This is a genomic window from Paenibacillus germinis (assembly GCF_013141785.1).
Classification (GTDB): domain Bacteria; phylum Bacillota; class Bacilli; order Paenibacillales; family NBRC-103111; genus Paenibacillus_E; species Paenibacillus_E phytorum.
Genome location: NZ_WHOC01000157.1, coordinates 59,023 through 83,553, shown reverse-complemented (window position 1 = coordinate 83,553; position 24,531 = coordinate 59,023). Strand labels below are relative to the sequence as shown.

At 44.4% G+C, this 24,531-nt stretch carries 19 protein-coding genes; 14 read left to right on the top strand and 5 right to left on the bottom strand.

Features of this window, described 5'->3' with window-relative positions; translation table 11 throughout:
* The first annotated feature begins 42 nt into the window (after positions 1-42).
* The 3 genes from GC102_RS29495 to GC102_RS29485 all read left to right on the top strand — a co-directional run bounded on the left by GC102_RS29495 (position 43) and on the right by GC102_RS29485 (position 3,202).
* Positions 43-570, top strand: a complete 528-nt coding sequence (locus GC102_RS29495) for a DUF1572 family protein (RefSeq protein WP_171692676.1) — start codon at positions 43-45, stop codon at positions 568-570.
* Between the two features lie 79 nt (positions 571-649).
* The gene (locus GC102_RS29490) at positions 650-1,450 is read left to right on the top strand and encodes a carbon-nitrogen family hydrolase (protein WP_246321184.1); all 801 of its coding nucleotides are present in this window, start codon (positions 650-652) and stop codon (positions 1,448-1,450) included.
* 369 nt (positions 1,451-1,819) lie between these two features.
* Positions 1,820-3,202: a glycine--tRNA ligase gene (locus GC102_RS29485; RefSeq protein WP_057301750.1), complete on the top strand. Its 1,383-nt coding sequence runs from the start codon at positions 1,820-1,822 to the stop codon at positions 3,200-3,202.
* Positions 3,203-3,253: 51 nt separating this feature from the next.
* Here GC102_RS29485 and GC102_RS29480 read toward each other — a convergent pair whose 3' ends face one another.
* Positions 3,254-3,745 (bottom strand): cysteine dioxygenase, encoded by a 492-nt coding sequence (locus GC102_RS29480; RefSeq protein ID WP_171692675.1) that lies wholly within the window; start codon positions 3,743-3,745, stop codon positions 3,254-3,256.
* 246 nt (positions 3,746-3,991) lie between these two features.
* On the opposite strand from GC102_RS29480, the gene GC102_RS29475 reads away from it, so the two are divergent.
* Positions 3,992-4,432 carry an SgcJ/EcaC family oxidoreductase gene (locus GC102_RS29475; RefSeq protein ID WP_246321183.1) on the top strand — a complete coding sequence of 147 codons (441 nt, stop codon included), beginning with the start codon at positions 3,992-3,994 and terminating at the stop codon, positions 4,430-4,432.
* Positions 4,433-4,448: 16 nt separating this feature from the next.
* On the opposite strand, the gene GC102_RS29470 is transcribed toward GC102_RS29475, so the two are convergent.
* The 4 genes from GC102_RS29470 to GC102_RS29455 all read right to left on the bottom strand — a co-directional run bounded on the left by GC102_RS29470 (position 4,449) and on the right by GC102_RS29455 (position 7,998).
* Positions 4,449-5,321: an SDR family NAD(P)-dependent oxidoreductase gene (locus GC102_RS29470; protein ID WP_171692674.1), complete on the bottom strand. Its 873-nt coding sequence runs from the start codon at positions 5,319-5,321 to the stop codon at positions 4,449-4,451.
* A 417-nt stretch (positions 5,322-5,738) separates the two neighbouring features.
* Positions 5,739-6,707: a helix-turn-helix transcriptional regulator gene (locus GC102_RS29465; RefSeq protein WP_171692673.1), complete on the bottom strand. Its 969-nt coding sequence runs from the start codon at positions 6,705-6,707 to the stop codon at positions 5,739-5,741.
* A gap of 21 nt (positions 6,708-6,728) precedes the next feature.
* Positions 6,729-7,622, bottom strand: a complete 894-nt coding sequence (locus GC102_RS29460; protein WP_171692672.1) for a LysR family transcriptional regulator — start codon at positions 7,620-7,622, stop codon at positions 6,729-6,731.
* A 229-nt stretch (positions 7,623-7,851) separates the two neighbouring features.
* Entirely contained in the window at positions 7,852-7,998 is a 147-nt protein-coding gene (locus GC102_RS29455) for a lmo0937 family membrane protein (RefSeq protein ID WP_156389871.1), read from the bottom strand.
* Between the two features lie 200 nt (positions 7,999-8,198).
* Here GC102_RS29455 and leuC point away from each other — a divergent pair, with 200 nt between their 5' ends.
* From leuC to GC102_RS29405, 10 genes are all read left to right on the top strand, one after another.
* Complete coding sequence (gene leuC / locus GC102_RS29450; RefSeq protein ID WP_171649343.1) at positions 8,199-9,620, top strand: 3-isopropylmalate dehydratase large subunit; 1,422 nt, start codon at positions 8,199-8,201, stop codon at positions 9,618-9,620.
* 69 nt (positions 9,621-9,689) lie between these two features.
* Entirely contained in the window at positions 9,690-10,295 is a 606-nt protein-coding gene (gene leuD, locus GC102_RS29445) for a 3-isopropylmalate dehydratase small subunit (RefSeq protein WP_171649342.1), read from the top strand.
* 292 nt (positions 10,296-10,587) lie between these two features.
* Positions 10,588-12,027, top strand: coding sequence for an N-acetylmuramoyl-L-alanine amidase family protein (locus GC102_RS29440; RefSeq protein WP_171692671.1), 1,440 nt, complete (start codon positions 10,588-10,590; stop codon positions 12,025-12,027).
* 69 nt (positions 12,028-12,096) lie between these two features.
* Positions 12,097-12,681: a GerMN domain-containing protein gene (locus GC102_RS29435; protein ID WP_171692670.1), complete on the top strand. Its 585-nt coding sequence runs from the start codon at positions 12,097-12,099 to the stop codon at positions 12,679-12,681.
* 29 nt (positions 12,682-12,710) lie between these two features.
* Positions 12,711-15,425 carry an S-layer homology domain-containing protein gene (locus tag GC102_RS29430; protein WP_171692669.1) on the top strand — a complete coding sequence of 905 codons (2,715 nt, stop codon included), beginning with the start codon at positions 12,711-12,713 and terminating at the stop codon, positions 15,423-15,425.
* 194 nt (positions 15,426-15,619) lie between these two features.
* Positions 15,620-16,291, top strand: coding sequence for an endonuclease III (gene nth, locus GC102_RS29425; protein ID WP_057301741.1), 672 nt, complete (start codon positions 15,620-15,622; stop codon positions 16,289-16,291).
* 26 nt (positions 16,292-16,317) lie between these two features.
* Positions 16,318-16,593 carry a hypothetical protein gene (locus GC102_RS29420; protein ID WP_029193089.1) on the top strand — a complete coding sequence of 92 codons (276 nt, stop codon included), beginning with the start codon at positions 16,318-16,320 and terminating at the stop codon, positions 16,591-16,593.
* 127 nt (positions 16,594-16,720) lie between these two features.
* Positions 16,721-20,464, top strand: coding sequence for a dynamin family protein (locus GC102_RS29415; protein ID WP_246321186.1), 3,744 nt, complete (start codon positions 16,721-16,723; stop codon positions 20,462-20,464).
* 270 nt (positions 20,465-20,734) lie between these two features.
* A complete protein-coding gene (locus tag GC102_RS29410; protein WP_171692668.1) occupies positions 20,735-22,564 on the top strand; it encodes an ABC transporter ATP-binding protein in 1,830 nt (609 codons plus the stop codon).
* Positions 22,561-24,408 carry an ABC transporter ATP-binding protein gene (locus GC102_RS29405; protein ID WP_246321182.1) on the top strand — a complete coding sequence of 616 codons (1,848 nt, stop codon included), beginning with the start codon at positions 22,561-22,563 and terminating at the stop codon, positions 24,406-24,408. The genes GC102_RS29410 and GC102_RS29405 overlap by 4 nt, the downstream gene beginning before the upstream one ends.
* The last annotated feature ends 123 nt before the right edge of the window (positions 24,409-24,531 follow it).

Here is a 24,531-nt window from a genome sequence, read left to right as displayed (position 1 = left end):
TCATAAAGTTAGTTCATAAGTTAAGGAAAGGTGCTGAAGACCATGTCGGACAACACACTAGTGGCTCAAGTTTTTTTACAGGAATCCATACGTGCATTTGAAAATATGAAGAAGCTGGCGGATAAAGCTTTCGCACAAACGGAAGATGCTCATTTTTATCTAACGTTAGATGAGGAGTCGAATTCGTTAGAATTGTTGATCAAGCACATGCACGGGAACATGTTGTCACGGTGGACAGATTTTTTAACAACGGATGGGGAAAAAGAAACACGGCAGCGAGACGATGAATTTGAAAGCAGTCAATACACGCGGGATGAGCTTATTTCCTTTTGGGAGGAAGGCTGGAAGGCTCTGTTTGATACACTGCACGCACTCACGCCGGATGATGTTCTTAGGACCGTTCAAATTCGAGGCGAAGGGCATTCTGTGCTGCAAGCCATTCAGCGACAAGTGTCTCATTATGGCTACCATGTGGGGCAAATCGTTCTGCTCAGTAAACATTGGGCTAATCATCATTGGGAGACTTTAAGTATAGCAAGAGGACAGTCCAAAGCGTTCAAACCATCTTGAGTTCCATTGAGTTCAAACTTAAATTAGACTACTATAAAGATATATTGGTAATTTGCCGCCCGAAAGGAGTCATCTTAGTATGTCTGAATCACAATTACTTCACATTGCACTTATTCAAATGGATATTCAAATCGGTGAACCCGATACGAACTTTGCTCAATTGGAGAAGCTTCTACATCAAGCGGTTAGTGGAGATCAAAAGCCTGATGTGATCGTATTTCCCGAGATGTGGAATACAGGCTACGCCTTGACGGAGATTCAGCAGTTGGCTGATCCTAACGGTGTTAGGACGAAAGCCTTTTTGAGTGACTTTTCCCGGACCCATCGTGTCAATATCATAGGCGGCTCAATTGCTGATAAAAGAGACGATCGTGTTCTGAACACGATTTATGCCTTTGATCGCGAAGGGGTGGAAACAGCGGAGTATTCCAAAATCCACTTGTTCCGTCTTATGGACGAGGAAAAGTTTCTACATAGCGGTGATCAGCTTGGCCGATTTGAGCTTGAAGGCGTTCCGGCTGGCGCGATGATTTGCTATGACATTCGTTTCCCTGAGCTTGCTCGCAAATTAGCTCTGGATGGGGCAAGGATTTTATTCGTACCAGCGGAATGGCCGCACCCACGTTTGCACCACTGGCGTACGCTGCTCATGGCCAGAGCCATTGAGAATCAGATGTATGTTGTTTCCTGTAATCGTGTTGGGACTAGCGGAACGACGAATTTCTTTGGGCACTCGATGGTTATTGATCCTTGGGGTGAAGTGCTGGTGGAAGGCGATGAGAGCGAAGCGATTTTGCATGCGACCATCGACCTAACGGAAGTTGTGCGGGTTCGCGCTAAAATTCCGGTCTTTGAAGACCGCCGTCCACATTTGTATTAGTCTAAATAAAAAATGTACCTGCACCTATTTGATTTTTTGTCGGTTTTTCTGTAAACTAAAGCCAATTGAATGATCAATTGTGGCTGTGAAGGATGAATAGTACTTGAACAACTTCAAGTTCAGCGAGCTGGGGACGGTGAAAGCCCAGATTGAAGCTCAAGGAAAAGGCTATCCGGAGCCAATACGATAAAGGGGATACGCTGCTTTATGGGTGTATCAACTAGGGTGGAACCGCGGGTGCGTAAGGCTCTCGTCCCTAGGCATTATTTGATGCCTTTGGATGTTGAGCTTTTTTTGCGTCTGCTCATATCCAAATGGTCGTCAAAGGTCATTGACCTATTAACGAGAAGCTGAAGGAGCGAATGAACAATGAGCGTTACTATGGATCAAGTTGTAGCATTAGCGAAGCACAGAGGTTTTGTATTCCCAGGTTCAGAAGTGTATGGTGGTTTAGCTAACACTTGGGATTACGGTCCACTTGGTGTCGAGCTGAAAAACAACATCAAGCGTGCTTGGTGGAAAAAATTCATTCAAGAATCCCCTTATAACGTGGGTCTTGATGCGGCAATTCTGATGAACCCGCAAGCTTGGGTAGCATCCGGCCACGTAGGTAATTTCAACGATCCAATGATCGATTGCAAAAGCTGTAAAGCTCGTCACCGCGCGGATAAATTGATTGAAAATAAACTGGCTGAGAAAGATATCGAAATCATCGTTGATGGCATGACGTTTGACGATATGATGAAGCTTATTGTAGAGCATAACATCGTTTGTCCGGATTGCGGCAGCAAGGATTTCACGGAAATCCGTCAGTTCAACCTGATGTTCAAAACCTTCCAAGGCGTAACGGAAGCTAGCTCTAACGTCGTTTACTTGCGCCCGGAAACCGCACAAGGGATTTTCGTCAATTTCAAGAACGTTCAACGCACGATGCGCAAAAAGATGCCATTCGGTATCGGCCAAATCGGTAAAAGCTTCCGTAATGAAATCACACCTGGTAACTTTACATTCCGTACTCGTGAATTTGAACAAATGGAGCTTGAGTTTTTCTGTAAGCCCGGCGAGGATATGAAGTGGTTCGAGTACTGGAGAAGCTTCTGCCATAACTGGCTGTTGTCCCTAGGTGCCAAAGCGGATAACCTTCGCCTTCGCGATCACAACGACGATGAGTTGTCCCATTACAGCAATGCGACAACGGACATCGAGTACAAATTCCCGTTCGGCTGGGGCGAGCTATGGGGTATCGCGGATCGTACGGATTTTGACTTAAAACAGCACATGGAGCACTCGGGTGCAGACTTCAACTATATTGATCCAGAAACAAACGAGCGTTACATTCCTTACTGCATCGAGCCTTCTCTTGGCGCAGATCGCGTTACGTTAGCGCTTCTGATCGATGCTTTCGAAGAGCAAAAGCTTGAAGGTGACGACAGTCGTACGGTGCTGCACTTCCATCCTGCACTGGCACCGATTAAAGCAGCTATTTTCCCGCTTTCCAAAAAGTTGAATGAAGGCGCGCAGGCTGTATTTGCAGATCTTGCGAAGCATTTCATGGTTGATTATGATGATACAGGTTCTATTGGTAAAAGATACCGCCGTCACGATGAAATCGGTACACCATTCTGTATCACATACGATTTTGAGTCCGAGACAGATGGTCAAGTAACGGTACGTGACCGTGATACAATGGAACAAAAACGGATCCCAATTTCCGAATTAAAAGCGTTCATTGAGAATTCACTTCAATTTTAATAATAAGCCCCCTGTGAGAACGTCGATTGACGTGATGACAGGGGGCTTTTTTTAGATAACATAATCCAAGATTTCGCTGTAAGGTACGTAGCGTGTTACTCCCTGGAGAGGCGGGCTGTATACATGGATGGAAACAGCAGGCTCGTGGAAAGGGTTGCTTAACTGATGAATTTGCTCGCAAGGAGCTTCAAAATATTCACCTGACCCAATATAGTCATCTGTTTGGGCGACGGGATAGCCTTCTGAGTCCAAACGGTACTTGGTATTAACTAGCGTTCCCTTAACTAAACAAGCGGAGCCGATGGACGCGCCATGGTTATGAATCGCCGTTGCCTCTGAAGCAGGTATGTGAATCACAATAACTTCTAGATCTTTCGTGCTATAAACGACATTTCGACCATAGGGTAAATGTTTGGGTTCTGTTTTATAAACAGGCACCTCATGAAGTAAGTTGTCTAAGGATTGTAGGGCTGCTTTCAGCTGTTCTAATGAAGGTTCTTGCAATTTACAGAATGTCTGCTCAATTGCTCTTAATAATGTCATGGTTTTCCGCCTCCTGGGCTAATGCTATCTTTTTATCATTTATTATTGGGGAATGGATAAGTTTTATTTATATATCATATGCTTGTGGAGTTCAAAGGGTTAGAGGGATCTGTGGAATTTTAATCAATTTGGTCTGTAATCAGTCTGTGGACTGGGATTATTTCCTACTCTAGTGCGATTTCTTTAAGAGGCTGATATGTCAAAATTGGAAGTGTGGAGTGACGTTATAAAGAGAGGATGAGGCTAATGATGGTGGATGTTAAAGAACAAGACAAGAAAGCAATACTCGCCATTTTCGAGGCTCTTGGCAAAGCTTGGAATGAGCATAATGGGCAAGCGTTCGGCCAATGTTTTACAGAAGATGCGGACTATGTGACCTTCAACGGACAGCATATAAAGGGGCGCCAAGATATTGCGGAAATTCATCAGAAGCTGTTTGATGGTGTGTTAAGAGGTTCATCTATGGTGGATGGCGGTTCAATCAAGATCCGTTTTCTATCCCCCGATATGGCTGTTGCTCATTGTGTTGGAGCTGTTAAACTCAGATGGCAGAAAAAAGCGCCAAAGAACAGAGATTCCATCAATACAAATGTGCTTGTCAAAGAAAAAGGCGATTGGAAAATTGCAGCTTTTCACAACTGCCGCATCCAACCGCCGAATTTTATTCAAAAATGGTTTATGAAGTAATCGTGTTCGAAATGGTCTAAACCCGGAACGGCGGCAATTGTCTGCCATCGATATCCGTAAAGCCATACTGTTCCGCTAGGGTTCCTACTTCGAGAAGCTGACCTGCCCTTTGACTTACATGAGGATCGGATGCCAAAGCGACAACTGCGCGACCGATATATTCCACAGATTCCGTCGTGTGAAGTGCTTCGACTTTCATGAAATCGGGATCACCTGGTTCTAAGCCATAATGCTTATAAACTGCTTCCGTGCGCATCCAGCCAGGTGCTAATGTAAGCGCGGTTACATCGATATGGTTTGCTTTCAGATTTTGAGACATGGCGCGTGTCATATTCGCAACTGCTCGTTTCACCGTGTCATAAAAAACATTGATAGGGTAGTCGCCGCCAAAGTCGGAGTAGACACCTGTGTTTATCAGAAAACCACGATTTTGTTCGAGGAAAAAGGTAGACATCGCATACCGGCTTGAAACCATCTGAGCACGCAATCCTGCCTCGAACATTTTGTCCCAACGCGTCATCGGCTGCTCCCAAAAGGGAACGGAGAAATCGACATCATCATAATCCTCGTAACCGCCCCAAGCATTATTGACCACAATATCGAGTGTTCCTTGTTCTTGTTTAATGCGTTCGTATAAAGCTTTGACATCAGCGTCGATGGTATGGTCACAACGAACGGCGATTCCTAATCCACCGCGCTGTGTAACGGCTTCAGCGGTATCTTCAATTGTACCCGTGAGATCTATTCTCGTGGACTTCGCTCTGGTGCTGCGTCCTGTCACGTAGACAGTTGCCCCAGCTTCCCCAAGTGCTAACGCAATGCCGCGGCCGCCGCCTCGACTGGAACCAGTAACCAAGGCAATCCGTCCTTGTAGGTTTTTTGTTTGCATCGTTGTGCCTCCTTAGAGTTTTTTGCCAGAAAAACTGGCAGCATCATTCAATTCGTTTGCTCATTTTTAATGTTACATCGAATCCATGACAATTCTTGTCATAGTATTTTACAACACTGAAAAGATGTATCGTTCGACTCAAGGAGAGGATGTTTAAATGAGAAGGCATGTAGAAGATTCAAAAAAGAGATGTAAAAAGTACATCGAAAAATGATTGAATGATCATTTTTTTGCAGAACAGATGTAGATTGTACATCTAATCTGTCCATTTTCAAGGGAATTTCAATGTATTCGATCATTTATATGTACTTTTTGCATATATTCTCTCGATTACGCCGAAATAGTGTAAAATAGATGCACTATCTGCATCTGAATGTAAGGTGCCCACCATCACAACGGATACATTGAATCCGCATTTCAAGTCAATTCATTCCCGTATGCATGCTGCATGGCACGTATTTGATCCCGAATCCAATTCACCATCTCCAAGGGCTCTTCAACTAGGGCGTCCCTACCCAAACTGAGAAAATACTTCGAAAAGTACGTTAAATTACTTCGATGCATGTCTGTCACTAATAATCCAGAGCCATCGTCATAAAGTTCCACGCTATCATCCACTCCATTACTTCGTTCATAAGTTCTAACACCAGCTGGAGTCAGCTTCACCCGGAGCTTCATTGTCATGGGGCCTGCCTCACGCTCTTGACCTGCTAATAGCCAGTCACCAATCGAGTAGTGTTTGAAACTTTTGCTCAGATGTTCGATTTCGGCTCGTTCCAAGCTACGAATACGATCTGCACGAAATAAGAGAAATCCATCTTTTTGAAAGCAATAGGAGGGGAAATACCAGTAACCATTGGACGCGTAAATACCAATTGGCTGCACGACTCTTTCCGTAGTTCCATCCTTGGACGCGTATGTTATGCGTAATGGCCTTTCATCAATAGAAGCATCCAATAACTGCTCCAAGAAGGGGGAATCATGAGTTCGCATAGGCGTCCAAAAGGATACTCGATCTTTAAGTGCATCGATTCTCACCTTCGTATCCGTTGGGAGATAGTGATAGAACTTATTCAGAGCCGATGTTGATTCCGCAGCAAAAGGGAGCGCTCCATAATACTGGAGCGACTGAAAGGCGAAGAACATCGCAACAGCTTCTTGTTCGGAGAACAGAATCGGAGGGAGCATCCGCTTCTTTATTAAGCGATATCCCCCATGTGGGCCAAATTCGGTATACAGCGGCATACCCAGCTCGCTCAGCTCCTGTAAATCGCGGTGCATCGTGCGTTCGGAGACGCCGAATTCATCGGCCATCTCTTTCGTCGTGAACTGCATACGTTCGTTTACCGCCATCATCAACTGAATTAACCTTTGAGTTTTGTTCATTGCAGGTTATACCCCCTTGTACTAACCGATTGTTCGCATAACCTCTTTCATTGTGGAAACGAAAGCTTCGGCCGCTTTAGAGATGTATCTGCCTTTACGATAGGCAATAACGAGTGTGCGAGTAGGTCTGCCCTCAAGGGTGAGGTGTATAGGAGATAACTCACTGAAGCTTCTTTTAGAAATTAAATAAGGGACGAAACCTATTCCCATGCCTGCAGCGACGAGGGACTGAACCGTTTCCATATTACTGGACTCGAAGACAATATTAGGGGTAATGCCTGCTTTTTGGCATAGATCAAGTGTTAACTTGCGAAATCCTTGCCCTTTTTTCAAAGCGATGAAAGCTTCCTTCTCTAATTGTTCGATCCGAATAGGTTCTTTACTTGCTGCTAATCGATGCAGTGGAGGTACCGCGAGGACGATTTCTTCCTCCAACAACGTCTCATAAACGAGAGAATCCTCTCGCAAAGGCAAGGAGAGCAGTGAAATATCCGTTTGTCCATTCATAGTAAGTGTTTCTAAGTTAGAGGAGGTCTCTTCAACGAGTGTAATTTCAATATCCGGATAAGCCGCTTGGAAGACGGGAACTACAAAAGGCAGGATCGTTGAACCCGTAATTGGCATGCTGCCTACAACAAGGCGCCCCTTTTTCATTTGTGAAATGTCTTCCATTTCCTTCTTAAGCTGCTCGACCATGTCGAGGATTTTTTGTGATTTTTCAACAAAAAGAGAACCAGCGTGAGTAAGTTCAACGGAATTGGTGCTGCGCTGGAAAAGAAGGACGCCGATTTCTTTCTCTAGCTTGGATAGCTGCTGGCTTAGGGAAGGCTGGGCAATATGAAGTTTCTCCGCGGCGCGCGAGAAATTGCGTTCGATCGCGATTTGAATCGCATATTGAAGTTGACGTAATTCCATCGTAAGGTTCATCTCCTGATATGTAATAATCATAGCTAGTTTTATTGGTACAACCTATAAAGTATTAAAGATAATATACCAGATTTTAAGCTTTGATATAAGAAAACCCCGATCGAGGACACTCATTAGATGAGCAACCGTGTTTTAGAGGTACAAGCAAAAGCAGTCTGCGGACAAAATCCACAAACTGCTTTTTAAATTAAAGTATAGGATTATCTAATAAGTAATGTTAACTGCCTCTTCTACCTGTAACCAAGTTGAATACCAATGATATGACGGCCAAAACGAGCAGAAGATGGATTAAATTCCCTCCGATATCAAACCCAATTCCTAAAGCCCACAGGACGAGAATCACAACGAAAATGGTCCAAAGCATAGTAACACATCCTTTTCAAAATGTCATAATTGCTTATGCAAGTTACTAACCACCTTTATTAAATTCGAATCATCCTATAGGAATAATCTATGAAGCTTATAGTTATTATATCTTGGAGCTATGACGTTATCCGTGCTAAACTACGTTATGAGGGTAAGACATTAACAATTAGAGCGGATAATGACATGAGGTGACTGGATATGAGTAAAAAGACAATGTTTCAGAAGATTTGGGATAATCACGTTATTAACCAGGAAGAAGGCAAGCCCAGCGTAATCTATATTGATTTGCAGCTGGTACATGAAGTAACTTCACCGCAAGCTTTTGAAGGCCTTCGTTTATCGGGTCGCAAAGTTCGCAGACCGGATCTTACGTTTGCAACGATGGATCATAACGTTCCTACGAAGGATCGTTTCAACATCACAGATCCTATTTCCAAACAACAAATTGATACACTTTCCCAAAACTGCCGTGATTTCGGCGTTACGTTGTTCGACCTAGACAGCCTTGACCAAGGTGTTGTACACGTTATGGGACCTGAGCTAGGCCTTACACATCCAGGTAAAACAATCGTTTGCGGCGATAGCCACACATCGACACATGGCGCATTCGGCGCACTTGCTTTCGGTATTGGAACGAGTGAAGTGGAGCACGTTCTAGCTACACAAACGCTGCAACAATCCAGAGCAAAATCATTGGAAGTTCGCATTACAGGCAATCTGAAACCAGGCGTAACTGCGAAAGATTTAATTCTTGGCGTTATTGCTAAATACGGTACAGACTTTGCAACGGGTTATGTTATTGAATATACCGGCGAAGCGATTCGTGGTCTTTCCATGGAAGAGCGTATGACGGTTTGTAACATGTCCATTGAAGGTGGAGCTAGAGCAGGTCTTATTGCACCTGACGAAACAACATTTAACTACCTGCGTGGTCGTGAATACGTCCCACAAGGTGCTGACTTTGACGCTGCAGTGGCAGAATGGTCTAACCTTGTTACTGACGAAGGCGCTACGTATGACTGGGTGCTGGAGTTTGATGCAGATTCTTTGATTCCGCAAGTGACCTGGGGAACTAGCCCGGGAATGGGGACGAGTATTACATCACTAGTTCCGGATCCGCAAAGCTTTGAAACAGAAAATGAACGTAAAGCTGCTGAAAAAGCGCTTGAATATATGGATTTAACACCAGGAACGCCAATGACTGAATTGAAAGTTGATTATGTCTTCATCGGTTCTTGTACAAATGGTCGTATCGAGGATCTTCGTGCAGCTGCTAAGATTGCACAAGGTTACACGGTAGATCCAAGTGTTACAGCAATCGTAGTTCCAGGTTCTGGACGCGTTAAAATTCAAGCTGAAAAAGAAGGCTTGGATAAAATTTTTGAGGGTGCAGGTTTCGAATGGCGCGATGCAGGCTGCAGTATGTGTTTGGCTATGAACCCAGACGTTCTGCAACCAGGTCAACGCTGTGCATCTACATCCAACCGTAACTTCGAAGGTCGTCAAGGCCGCGGTGGACGTACGCATCTCGTATCTCCAGCAATGGCTGTTGCAGCAGCAATCAAAGGTCATTTCTACGACGTTCGTGATTGGGAAATCAAAGAATACCAACAAGCTTAATTTGGGCTGATTAAAGCAATGCTTACGATGCTAGTTTTGCTAATGCAAAACTTTAAGGAGAATGAAAACATGGAAGCTTTTAAACAACATACAGGCCTAGTCGGTCCTGTAGATCGCGTGAATGTAGATACAGATGCCATTATTCCTAAGCAATTTCTTAAAAGAATTGAGCGTTCCGGTTTCGGACAATTCCTTTTCTTCGAATGGAGATGGGATGAGGCGGGCAAGGTTATCGAGAACTTCCCATTAAACCAAGATCGTTATCAAGGAGCTTCCGTTCTGCTCTCCAGAGCGAACTTCGGCTGCGGATCTTCCCGTGAGCATGCACCTTGGGCTATTCAAGATTTCGGCTTCCGCGTCATTATCGCGCCGTCTTATGCGGATATCTTCTACAACAACTGCTTCAAAAACAGCATTCTGCCAATCAAGCTATCGGAAGAGCAAGTAGATGATTTGTTCGCTCGTACAGCGAAGCATGAAGGCTACAAGCTGAATGTCGATCTTGAGAACAAAACTCTCACTGATGAATACGGCTTGAAAATTCAGTTTGATTTGGATGAGCACCGTCGTCAGTTCCTGCTGCAAGGCTTGGATGACATCGGCTTAACACTTCAACATGAAGAGAAAATCACAGCCTATGAGCAAGCTCACCAAAAACGTTTGGCTTATAAATAAAATGTGATCATAGAAGACGCAATCCAATGAGCTCTTGCATTGGTTGCGTCTTTTTTTATTCTAGTTGCATGAACTCAGACCTAGCTTTTAGTTAGGTTTTTTTATTCTTCTTTTTTTGCAACTTTTGGCAGTTTTCCGCGTCTAATAGATTACTAGATTGTCGATTGAACGGAGGTTTTGCTGTCGGGCATATGATTATTTTGGTACAATGGACACGTTGCTGCTAGTTTTTAAAAGATAGATTTTAAGAGTACGAATTTACGACCCCAATTCCGACATTACATAGAGGTGAATGATGAAATTTCCTGCATTTTGTTTAATGCTGCTAGTTTGCATGCTGCTTCTCCCTACTTATGCGATGGGAGCTGAATCCCCCAGTGGAATTAAGCTTTATATGAACGAAAAAAAGCTGGTGTCTAACGAAGTCCAGCCCCGTATAGTAAGTGGCAATACGATTGTACCTGTAAGGATTATCGTTGAAGAAATTGGTGCCAAGGTAACTTGGGATGAATCCACACGCAAGGTAACCATCGTTAAAGGCGATATGAACATTCAATTGGTTATCGACAGTAAAACGGCCCTGATTAAAGGCAAGAAGGAAAGTTTGGAAGTAGCGCCAATCATCGAAAAAGGCAACACAATGCTTCCACTTCGTTTCATTGGTCAATTTATGGGTATTGAATTTAAATGGGACTCTTTAACCTCTTCTGTTCATATGTTCAAAAAAGATGATTCGGATTCCAAACCTGTTACAGGACCTATCGATGCTGTAGATGGCCATAATCCTGGCGAAGTAACATCTCCAAAACCGCCGGTGCCAGGTACAGGCACAGATCCAGGAACGATTAAACCCGATCCTAATGCCCATTTGTTGACTTCGATTGTCCTATCTGAGAAGGAGTTATCCGTAGCCGCGAAAGACGGCTCTTTAGTTCCGACTATGATGAAATTATCGAACCCGAATCGCATTGTTTTTGACTTCCCTAATACTACTTTAGATCCTTCTCTCCAGAAATTACTTGTAAATAATGCGGGGGAGCTGCCATCTAAGCATCCTCTGGTTGAGAAAGTGCGCTTTTCTAACTTTGCTGATAATCCTGCTACGGTAAGAATTATTTTGGATTTGAAAGGTCCAGCTGACTATCGCGTTCAGCCTTCTAAGCTTACGAATCAATGGACAGCTTCGATAGTTGAGCATAAGTTAACCGTGGTGATTGATGCAGGACACGGGGATAATGATCCTGGTGCATTATCCATAACTGGCAAGCATGAGAAGGATTTTACACTCGCTACAGCGAAGAAGGTAGAGAAGCTTCTTGTTCAGGACAAGCGTGTAAATGTCCTTATGTCTCGTTCGGATGATACGTTCATTCCACTGGATGACCGGGTTTCTTTCGGGAACGACAATCAAACAGATCTTTTCCTATCGATTCACGGGAATAGCGCCAAAGCTTCGGTATCGGGAACAGAAACGTATTATAACAGACCGGAAAGCATAGCTTTTGCTAATGTCATCCACAAAAATGTGGTTGCCGCTGCTGGATTTCCTGATCGTAAGGTACGACAAGCTGATTTCAGGGTCATCACGAAAACGACAATGCCGGCTGTTCTGGTCGAGGTGGGGTATTTGTCCAATAAGAACGATGAATCTGCCATGTACAAGGAAGCTTTTCAAGACAAAATAGCGGCATCTATCGTTGCTGCCATCAAAGAATACCTGAACCTCAAATAAGAGACGAAAGCTTAAAACGTATGCTTTCGAAGTTCGTTTTGCTATGCAAAACGCTAAGGAGTGAGTGAGATGACCAAAACAAGTCGCCTATTCCATGGGGTGCTTCTTGTAAGTGCCATCACGTTGTCTGTAACCGCCTGCGGTCAGAAAGGTCAACTCGTAGGTGGAGCAACACCGCAAGCTACGATTGCGCCGACCCCTACAACGGTGGTACAAAGTCCTGCACCAACCCCAACAGCAACACCAGAACCTTTAAAGCAAAAAAAGGTCAAAGCCTTTTACAGTGATCAGGACGAAATGAAACTTATAGAAAAAGAAGTCACAATCAGCTACAAACATGACGCTGACGTGTATGAAGCCGCACTAAACGCACTCAAAAAGAGTGATGATCCTAAAGCGATTCCTTTATTTGATGATCTTACATTCACAAGCACTTCGTTTGATAAAGCTAAGGGTGAATTAAAGCTTGATCTGAAATTTGGTCCCAAAACGCAATTAGGTGCTCCTGGTGAGGAGTTGTTTATACAAGCGTTGAAGAAAACCGTGTTTCAATTTCCTGAAGTGAAGTCTTTATATGTACTGAAAAACGGCAAACAAGTGGATAGCTTAATGGGGCATCTAGAGCTTCCGTATCCAATTAAACGACCTAATTAAATGTAGTAGCAGAGGAGTCTAAATCAACGATGAGAAACAAGAAATTAGCAAGTGCAATTGTTAGCTCTTTAATTATTACAAGCCTTGCGGGGACGCCAGTTTTGGCAGCAGAGTCAGTAAATACGACATCAACAAGTAATGTAAAGCTTTCTTTCCCTGATGTAAAATCGGACTATTGGGGTATTCGACATATATCCAAACTTGCTTTGGAAGGCATTATTGAAGGCTACGAGGATGGGGCTTATCGAGCAGAGAACTCGGTTTCACAACAAGATGTCCTTATTATGGCTACTCGTATGATGGGCTTGCAAGGCGATGTAGACGCAATGACGACAGCAACGGTGTTTCCAGATTTCATGCTGGTTGATAACTATGCGCGTAATTATGTAGCTATTGCTCTCCAGAAAGGCTTAATCTCCAACGAGGAAGAGAAAGTAAGAAGCCAAAGCGATAAGTCCAAAGATAAATGGGGCCAGCGGAAGGCAACGAGAGAATGGGTAGCTGAAGTAGTGATTCGCGCTATTGGTAAGGCAACTACCGCACAAAGCTTATCGTCTACACCAACGGCTTTCAAAGATAATAATGACATTAGCAGCTCAACATTGGGCTTTGTTAATGCAGCTGTGGCTTTAAAGGTTGTTGATGGCTTTGAAGATGGCACGTTCCAACCTAAAGGGGCAGTAACGCGTGCTCAAATGGCAGCATTTTTAAGTCGCTCGCAAAAGGAGCTAGCTACATTGCCTTCACGTGCTGTGAAAGGCTATATGACAAGCTTAACGAGCGGCACAATTGGCCTTATGGATAAGGACGGGAATACGAGTACATATAAACTTTCACCGAACACGGTGTTTTACGGTAATAAAAGTGATACGGCGATAGCTGCAAAAACACTGCAAGAAACGTTTGAAGTTTCGCTCGTTCAAGTAAATGGAACAGCCTATTATGTTGAAATTATTAGCGATGAGCTTCAGCTGGATATTCATGAAGGCAAACTGCTGAAAATGAATATGACTAGCCTCAAGGCTACATTGGATGACTTTGAAAGCTATGATTTAGCGCCAGATGTCGCTGTAACTGATACGGAAGGACGTGGCCTGAGCCTAGCTTCTATCGTAAATGGCAGTACAATTCAATTGCGCAAAAGCAAGATCGTCAAAACCGATAAATATACGTCCATCATAGTTAAGCAGGTGCCCGTTAATAAAACGGCAGAGGGCGCGATTCAAACGCTTAACAAAGATGCCATGCAAATTACACTTCTTGACACTGTATCTGGGCAGCCAGAAACGTATGGTTTCTCAAGCAATTTGATTGCGACTTTACCGGATAACAGCCTCGTAGATATCAATTCTCTTCACGTTGGAGATTCGGTTGAGTATACAGTTAAGAACAGTGAAATTATAAAGATTGTAATTAAAAAGCAAGCGGATGTTGGTGTAAGTGTTGAGGGGACTTTGAAAGCACTTGGTGATGACAAAACATTTTTAACGATAACCAAGACAGCTGGCGGGGCATTAGCATCTTATACTCTTAGCGATAACGTGCAAGTCAGAATTAATGGTTTAGCCACGGCTAGTATTTATGATATTGCTCCAGGAGATCAGCTTAAGCTGGATGTTTTGAACAACAAAGTAACTTTAATTACTGTAACCAACCGTTCTATAGAGAACTTATACTTTGCCAAAATTATTTCATACGATCAAGCTTCAAAATTATTAACCGTTATAGATAATACAGGTAAACCACATGCTTATATTTTAAAAGATACAGTTTCCATTTCATATGCAGGAATGAAGCTTCCTTTTGCAAACTTTAGCAGCACATTTACGGCCGGCAAATATGTAGATTTACTTGTATCAAAAGATAATGTCACTCAAATTCAAATGTCCTCCCAACTGGATGGCGCATTAACACAATTAAATTTACAAACGAATGATATTACATTGAAAACGGACAGCGGTCAAAGCTTGACATTCAAGCTTAATTTCGCTCCACAGGTTGAGCTTGCTAATAAACCGAACAGCGCGCTTTCTGACTTAAAAGTTGGGGATAATGTTAGTTTATTATTAAGCTTCGATCAGGGGATTGTCACGAAAATTGTGACAAGTAAAACGGCACTTTATAAAACAGTTTTATCTAATGTGAACAGCAAGCAAATTACCGTGACGGATCAGTCGAATACTTCGTTTGCCGTTTCCCTGGAAGGTGTTCCAATCGTCAAAGCGGATCAAAGTGTAGGTTCTATTACAGACTTTGCTATCGATGATTATGTGAAGCTGACGTTCAAGGGTCTGGCTGTTGTAAAAGCTGAGCTGATCAGTCCTGTGCGTGGTAAGGTGACATCTGTGAATGCGGCTAGCTCGAGCTTAACCGTTCAAGATTTCTCAGGTAAAAGTCAAGTGATAAACGCAGGCAGCAATTATGACGTTAAACTTAATGGTGGCGTAGCATGGAGTTTCACTTCCATCAAAGTGGGCGACCGTGTTCAAGTGATGAAAGACGCCAATGACAAACTTCTTATTCAAGTAGCAGTAGGATCTAAACGGGAAGTAGATAACTACAATAACGTCGTGAACCAATTTTATTTCAAAGCTACAAGCTCCGGAGAAAAAACGGCTTATAGTATTTTCCCAAGAGCCTATTTCCATAAAGGAACTGACGTTGTGTCGGCATCATCCTTTACAGCTGGAGATCAAGTAACTCTTTATGTGTTAGACGATAAAATTGTTGAAATTGAGAAATAAATTTGAACGAAAATTACGTTCATCCGTCTGTATATTAGGAGCTTGACTTCTAAGGCAGGCGGTTTTTTTTCTAATTTATAAAATAAATATGGCAATTATTTAGAAAATGTTCGCATTTTGACGCTTTCAAGCATTGATTCTAACGCTACAATTCGCTACACTGGAGATTATTACGACCCTAAGGAAGTAAAGACATGACACAGAAGTTAGTAAGGCATATTTTGGATACAATCGGTGAGCTCTTTCCGGATGCACATTGCGAGCTGCGCCACAGTAATCCGTTTGAATTAACGATTGCTGTTTTATTATCGGCTCAATGCACCGATGAAACCGTGAATAAGGTGACATTGGATTTATTTCAGAAATATAAGCGTCCTGAAGATTACTTGGCCGTTCCACTTACGGAACTGGAGCAAGACATTCGACGGATTGGATTATTTCGAAATAAGGCAAGCAATATTCAAAAGTTGTGTCAATTGCTGCTGGACAAGTTTGAAGGCGAAATTCCAGAGAAGCACGAACACTTGGTCGAACTGCCCGGCGTAGGCCGCAAAACGGCAAATGTCGTCGTATCGAACGCTTTCGGGGTACCTGCTATTGCGGTAGACACCCATGTTGAGCGAGTCTCCAAAAGACTAGGGTTAGTTGGCTGGGACGATTCGGTACTTGAAGTTGAAAAGAAGCTGATGAAGAAGGTTCCACGTGAAGAGTGGACACAAACGCATCATCGTCTTATATTCTTCGGTCGGTATCACTGCAAAGCTCAGAACCCGCAGTGTACGATATGTCCATTGCTGGATAATTGTCGTGAGGGTAAGAAACGTATGAAACCAAGTGCAACTAGGAAAACTATTACAAACAAATGATATGCAGACAAAGGATGGGATTTGAAATGAAATGCATCGCCGTATACACGAATAGCTTTGAACTGTTCTCCGATATTTATGAGCAAGTAATTAACACGCCCCTAGCCGATAATGAGGAAAAAGTCATTGAAGGTGTAACAGTCAGTGAATCCGGTGAAGTTCCTCAGAATTACATAGACAAGATGAAAACGAAATCCGAGGTCGTGGTTATGAAAGTGAAAGACTCCGACATTACGATTTTGCAGCATCGCGATGTCTTTGAGATTTTCTTGCCGGAAAAAGAAAAAGCAGTAATGTCCTAAAACCTAAATCTCCCTTTGGGAGATTTTTTTCTGTAGATAAGAAAGTATAAGTTTTATACTTTTGCTTCGCATCTACCTTGACAAACGCTCTCGTCCTGAAGGACGACGGAGTCGTTTATCCTTGGTTATGTTTGGAGAGAAGAACGGATATAAGGAGCGGAATGGACGAATGACGCAAATGGTGGATATAAGCATCTCGGTCATGCCGGATGCGATCAGGAACATGCAGGTTAATCTGCAAACAAAAGGGGATTACGACAACGCAAGCAAGTTAGGTCAGCTGCTTGATAAAATAGTCGCTGGACGGATGAATATAGCGTTCTGCGGCCATTTCTCAGCTGGGAAATCGACCCTGATTAATCAGCTTTGTGGGCACGCCTTACTGCCATCCAGCCCGATTCCAACAAGTGCAAACATCGTGAGTATTCGTAATGGATCACCAGGTGCTCATGTTACGCATCGCATGAAGGATGGCACAGCAAACAATCTGGGAAAACCGAAAACGATTGCGCTCGAAGAATTAGAAGCGTATTGCGTCAATGGTACGGATATTGAAACCGTAGAGATTACGTATCCGATTCCATTTCTGGGCAGTCAAACGGCACTGCTTGATACTCCTGGGATTGATTCTACGGATGACGCTCATCATCAATCTACGGAGTCGGCTTTACATCTTGCCGATGTAGTTTTCTATGTCATGGATTACAACCATGTTCAATCCGAAGTCAATCTCGCGTTCACGAAGAAGATGATGGAGTGGGGTAAGCCGCTCTACTTGGTTGTAAATATGATTGATAAGCACAAAGAATGGGAGCTTCCTTTTGCACAGTATCAGGAGGGGACGAAGCAAGCATTCTTGAGCTGGGGCATCGAGCCGGATGATTTGCTGTTCGTGACCATGAAGGAGCCGAGTCATCCGCATAATGAGTATGCGAAACTGCAATGGCTCCTAAGTCGTTTGATTGAGCGCGGGGATGATCTGCGAAGCTTTAGCATCGACGCATCCGCGCGTTATCTTACAGCAGAGCACGGCAAGTGGTTGGCTGATCAGCATGAGCCGCAGAAAGCGGAGCTTATGGAGCAAATCAGCCAGGAGGGTGAAGTGCAGGAGGTTCAGGCGCAAGCTGCTGCGAAGCAGGAAGAGCTTGCGGCAGTGAAGGGACGGCCGGAAGCGTTAACGGCGGCCCTTCGTAAGGAAGTTGGCATGATTATTGAGAATGCCAATATAACACCAGCCTTGACGAGGGATCAGGCTCATGCGTATTTGGAGAGCCGCAAGCCCGGGTTCAAGGTAGGCTTTTTCTCGCGAGCTGCGCAAACAGCTCTAGAGACGGAAAAACGCCTGGGCGCGTTTCAGGCGGATTTGGCTGAGCAGGTAGAAGCGCAGCTGGATTGGCATCTGAGAGATGCTTTGAAGAAGGCTGCACAGGAGCAAGGGCAGCATGATCCAGCCCTTACCGCGCAAATCGAAGCGTTGAAGGTTGACGTGACAACACAGTGGCTTGCAGCACAAGTGAATGCTGGCGCAACATTCGGAGGCGAATATACGCTCAACTACATGAAGCAGGTGTCCTCTGATATTAAACAGCAGTACCGCAAACAGGCGTTTGCGGTGATTGATCTGATCGCGGCTGCTGTCCGCGAAGGGTCTGCGCAAGCGGCTGACGCGCTTGCGGCAGAGCTCGAGGCGCTGGGCGTCCGCCTTAGCGCCTGCCGGGAACTGCAGCGCCTCGAGGAAGCCGAGGCGGAGGCAGAGGCCCAGCTGCTGCGCATGGTCAGCTGGCCTAGACCGTCTGCGCCGGCGCTGCCGGCTGCGCAGCAGTACACGGCCATGGAGGAGACGGCAGCCGCCCCGCTTAGCGGGGGGCTTCACGTGACCTCCATGGGAACGATCCTGCAGGCCGCTGCCACGGCATCGGCGGCCGCAGGTACTGCTGACGCTGCCCCTGAGGAGGCAGCGTCAGCTGCGCCTACCGCGTTCACCTCGGGTGAACACGGTAGGCGCATGGAGCGCAAGGCCGCCGACTTGCAGGCGGCCTCAAGCCTCATCGAGGGCTTGCCGTCGATGAGGTCGATCGCGCGCTCCATGCGCGAGAAATCGGAACGTCTGCGGCAGCGGACGTTCACGATCGCCCTGTTCGGCGCCTTCAGCGCTGGCAAATCCTCTTTCGCCAATGCGTTGATTGGCGAAAGAGTGCTGCCGGTCTCGCCGAACCCAACGACGGCGGCAATCAATAAGATCATGCCGCCGCAGGAAGGTTGGCCGCATGGCACAGCCAAGGTCAAGATGAAGAAGACGGACGCGATTATGCAGGACGTTCTCTATTCTTTGGACATACTTGGCGTGCAGGCGACAGACATGGCTTCAGCCCTTAAACGCATAAGTGCACTTTCCCCAGCGGATGTGACGGCCAAAGGGAAGCCGCACTACTCCTTCCTGAAGGCAGTGGAGAAAGGTTGGGCCCTAGCCGAAGATCATCTAGGCACCGAACTGAAAATCACCAAAGACGAGTTCCCAGGCTATGTTGCAGACGAATCCAAGTCTTGTTTTGTTGAATTTATCGAATTATATTATTCCAATCCGTTGACTGAACAAGGCATTATATTCGTTGATACGCCAGGGGCCGATTCCATTAATGCCCGCCATACCGGGGTAGCTTTTAACTATATTAAAAATGCGGATGCTATTCTTTTCGTTACTTATTACAATCACGCCTTCTCACAAGCAGATCGCGAGTTTCTCTTGCAGCTCGGACGTGTGAAAGACAGCTTTGAGATGGATAAAATGTTTTTCATCGTCAATGCAGCTGATCTTGCCGCTAGCTCAGAAGAACTAAATGGCGTAATTAAACATGTGGAAACGAATTTGCTGCAGCACGGCATCCGAAATCCGCGTATCTATCCAATATCCAGTTATTTGGCCGCAGAGGGTAAAATAACAGGGAACGAAGATCTGGTTACTCAATCTGGCATTCAGCCATTTGAGCAAGAATTCGTGAAATTTACGTTTAATGAACTTAGCGACGTTGCTATCCATGCAGCTAATTTGGAGCTGAATCGTGCGATTGCTACCATGCAGCAATGGCTGGAGCGTGCGCAGTCTGGGGAGGAAGAACGGAAGCTTCAGTTGACCAAGCTCGGACAAGCGGAGCATGCCGGAACAGAGCTTCTGGAAAATACCCAATATGACGCGGAGCTCAAGGAATTAAAAAAAGAAATTCAGGAGCTTCTGTACTACGTCAAGCAGCGCACGATGTATCGCTTCGGTGAATTATACAATTATGCCTTTAATCCTTCGACCTTCAGGGATGATGCTAGAGATCCGAAGCAAGCTCTGCAATCCGCATGGGGTGAGCTGCTGAGAATGATTGGCTACGATTTATCCCAAGAGGTGTTGGCCACAACACTTCGGGTTGAAAATCGCATGAATCTGATTAGCAAGAGCCGTGTAAAGCGCTGGGAAGAGCAGCTTGGTGAGTTGATGGAAGGATTCGAAAGTGGAACCTATGAATCAAGTAAGTTCGTAACGCCTGAGATTGCGTCTAAACTAGAAGTTCCAGATGTAAGCTTGAAGCTGCTCCATAGTCATTTCAAGAATGCGAAGCAATTTTTCGAAGGCGATGGCAAAAGCAAGCTCAGAGCAGATTTGGAAAATCGGATGAACACGCCAGTGGCAGAATTTATCGAGCAGCAAACCATGGAGCTTGAACAAGCTTATGCAAATCAGTTGGAAAACTGGCTTGCAGCTCAGAAGAATCTGATGCTGCAGCAGCTGAATGAGCATGCTGAAGGGCTTCGCGATGCTCTCGAAATGAAGATTGATTTGAACGAACTTATATCCAAACAGCATCAATTAAAGGCTTTTGTTTAATGATTAAACAAAAGGGTTGGTCGGGTTCTATTGAACTTGGCCAACCCTTTATTGCGTATTGTCATGTAAAGGCTTACATCGTTGGTTATCGGGATGATTTTAAAGAATAGGGGGGATTCCTGCAAGTTTTTGTGAAGTTATGGGCATTTAAGCGTTTAAATCCTCGTATCCTCTGATTGCTCGCTAATAGGGATGGTGTTAAGATTCATTAGGTAATAAAACGCTTTCTAAGCTTTTCCAAATTATCCTTCTTGAGGAGGGGGCCCCAAAGTGGAAGTGTTCAGGCAACTGAAGCCGTATTTTTGGCCAGAGAAAAAATTATTTTTTGGAGCAATTGCATGTTTAGCGGTGGCAACCGCGCTCGGTCTCGTTTATCCGAATTTACTACGGTATTTAATCGACGACGTAATCACGCAGAAACAATTTGAGCTTGTTCCCAGATTAGCACTTGTAGTCGTAGTGGTCGTTTCAATGAAAGGGATGTTTCAATTTCTTCATGGCTTATGCGGAGGTCGTCTGGGTAACCGCGTCGCGTATCATTTGCGTAATGCGCTGTACAACAAGCTTCAGTACTTATCCTTTCAATACTATGATCAGGCAAGAACTGGAGACTTAATGTCTAGATTGACTGCTGATTTGGAGGCCATTCGACAGTTTATCGGTTTCGGCTTTGCTCAGCTCCTGAACGTGATGCTGATGTTGGTTTTCGGCATGGGGATGATGTTCTCGATTAACTGGAAGCTGGCTTTACTTACGATGATTACGATGCCTTTTCTTGCGTTTACCGCCATTCGTTTTGAAGGTAAAATTCATCCGGCTTTTCGGCTGGTACGTCAATCCCTCAGTACGATGACCACAGCGGTACAAGAAAACATTACAGGGGTTCGAACAGTGAAATCGTTTGCACGCGAACCTCATGAAGTAACGAAGTTTTCAGCACGCAATGAAGATTATAAGGCCATGAATATCGAAACCTCAGGGATCTGGGCGAAGTATTTTCCAATCATGGAGATTTTGGCGAATTTAAGTGTCGTCACTTTGCTCGGAGTTGGCGGATACATGGTGATCGAGAATACCATTACACTAGGTGAACTCGTTGCTTGCTTCAGTCTCATCTGGTACATCATTGGACCGATGTGGGGTCTGGGCTTTCATATTAATAACTTCACACAAACTAAAGCTTCTGGCGAGAAAATTTTGGAAGTTTTGAATCATTACATGCATGTGAAAGATCAACAAGAATCGATTGCTTTGAAAAGTGAACATGTAAAAGGTCATGTGCGTTTTGATCATGTCACATTTTCATATCCGGAAAAACAGCCTGCCCTTTATGATTTCTCAGTTGATGCTCCTCCTGGTTCTGTTATAGGTCTCCTAGGCAGCACAGGCTCGGGTAAAACCACAGTAATTTCATTGCTAATGAGGGCTTATAACGTTAAAGAAGGCAGGGTAATGTTAGATAGTCAAGATATTCGCTCTCTACAAGTTGAAAGCTATCGCAATCAGATTGCTACTGTTTTCCAAGAAACCTTCTTGTTTTCATCTACAATCCGCAACAATATTGCCTATGGACGTAAAGATGTGACGATGGATGACATTATTCGAGCAGCTAAGCTGTCTAAAGCGCATGATTTCATCATGGAGCTTCCGGAAGGGTATGACACGGTTGTTGGCGAGCGCGGACTAGGCTTGTCTGGCGGTCAAAAGCAGCGGATTGCCATCGCTCGGGCGCTTATCAAGGATCCTAAAATTCTCGTTCTAGACGACGCAACAAGCGCGGTTGATATGGAGACGGAACATGAGATTCAAGCAGGCTTCGGCGAGGTTATGAAAGGGCGTACAACATTCATTATTGCTCACCGGATTTCTTCTCTGAAGCATGCCGATGAAATTATTGTTCTGGATAAAGGACGAATTGTACAAAGAGGCACACATCAGGATCTGCTGCAGCAAGAAGGTCTTTACCGTCAAACCTATGACATTCAGTATGCGGATGGGCCTCAGAAAACGGCTGCAAGCAGTCAGGCTGCGGCAACAAAGGATACGGATGTGGATACGTTAAACCATTCTCCATTGCAAGAAAGAAGGTTAGCACATTGAGTACTAATTCGACGCAAGCCGAGGCATCTGCCAAAAAAGAAGATTCCCAAGCGGGGCAACGATTCGTATATCAAGATGATGAACTGATTGAAAAGCCTTTTGATTGGGGTCAGTTAAAACGTTTATTTAGTTATATGAAGCCCTATAAGAAACAGATGCTGCCTATTATCATTATTATGATGCTGGTAGGAGCAATCACCAAGCTGACCATTCCACTGCTTATTCGTGAAGCCATTGATAATTCCATCATTCCTAAGGATAAGAATCTACTTTTCCTAATCGTTGGGATCATGCTTACGGTATATGTCATTCAATGGCTAGCCAATACATTCCGTATTAAATATACGAATATGATTGGTCAGCGCGTCATCTACGATCTGCGTCATGATTTATTCAGTCATATTCAGAAGCTGTCGTTTCGTTTTTTCGATACACGCCCGGCAGGCTCTGTGCTCGTTCGAGTAACAAACTATGTGAATTCTTTGCAAGATTTGTTCACGAACGGTGTTGTTAACTTATTAATTGATGTTGTGCAGCTCTGCGGCATTATTATTATTTTGTTGACGTTTAATTTCAAATTAGGCGCGTCGATCATCGTGACGGTTCCGATTATGTTCCTCATATCGACTCAGCTGCGGAAAAAGATTCGTCGTGCTTGGCAAGACGTGACGATGAAGCAATCCCGTCTGAATGCTCATTTAAATGAATGCATACAAGGCATCAAAGTTACACAAGCCTATACGCAAGAAAAAGAAAATATCCAATTCTTCAACAAAATGAATATGGTCAATCGGTTGTCTTGGAACCGTGCTTCTATGCTCAATCAATCGTTTGGTCCTCTTATTGAAATTACGGGAGCCGTTGGCTATTGCATTCTGTTCTGGCTAGGCGCGCATTTAATTCAAACGGAAGAAATATCAGTCGGTTTGTTGGTTGCATTCGCTACTTACATAGGCTACTTCTGGGAACCCATTACGCGGTTAGGACAAATGTATTCCCAACTGCTCATAGCAATGGCTTCAGCGGAGCGGATCTTCGAGTTTATTGATGAGGAACCTACTGTGGCTGAAATCGAGGGTGCTAAAGATCTATCAAGTATCCAAGGGAATGTGAAGTTTGAGAATCTCGTATTTGAGTATGAGCCTGGCAGACCTGCACTCAAGGGCATTAATCTGGATGTACAGGCTGGTCAATCCATTGCTCTGGTTGGTCATACAGGTTCGGGTAAAAGTACGATTATGAATTTATTATGCCGTTTCTATGATCCAAATGAAGGCAAAATACTTATCGATGGCCAAGATATTCGTCATGTAACCATCCAAAGCTTACGTTCTCAGATCGGAGTCGTGCTTCAAGATACGTTTATTTTCTCTGGCACGATTCGGGATAATATTCGCTTCGGTCGTCTTGATGCAACGAATGAAGAAATTGAGCTTGTAGCTAAGGCTGTTCATGCACATGATTTTATCATGAGTTTACCAGCTGGCTATGATACAGAGGTCCAAGAGCGCGGTAACGTACTCTCGATGGGTCAGCGTCAGTTGATTTCTTTCGCTCGCGCACTGCTTGCGAATCCTCGTGTACTTATCTTGGATGAAGCAACAGCTAGTATTGATACGGATACTGAGCTCAAAATTCAGGAAGCTCTCAAAACGCTGCTTGCCGGTCGAACCTCCTTCATCGTCGCACACAGACTTTCTACGATTCGGAATGCTGATAAAATCGTAGTGCTCGATCATGGACGTATGATGGAGATCGGTAATCATGATGAACTCATGAAGGAACAAAAGATTTATTTTGGACTTATTCAAGCCCAATATAAATTTTTGCAGGATGCGGTTTAACGTACTGTGGAAAAGCTGTTTAACTGCTGATGCGGTTAAACGGCTTTTTTCGGTGAATGCAGTAAGTTTAGCGCGGATGTGCGTTGCTGGCGTTGATGATAAGCCTTCTCAGTCTACGTAAAC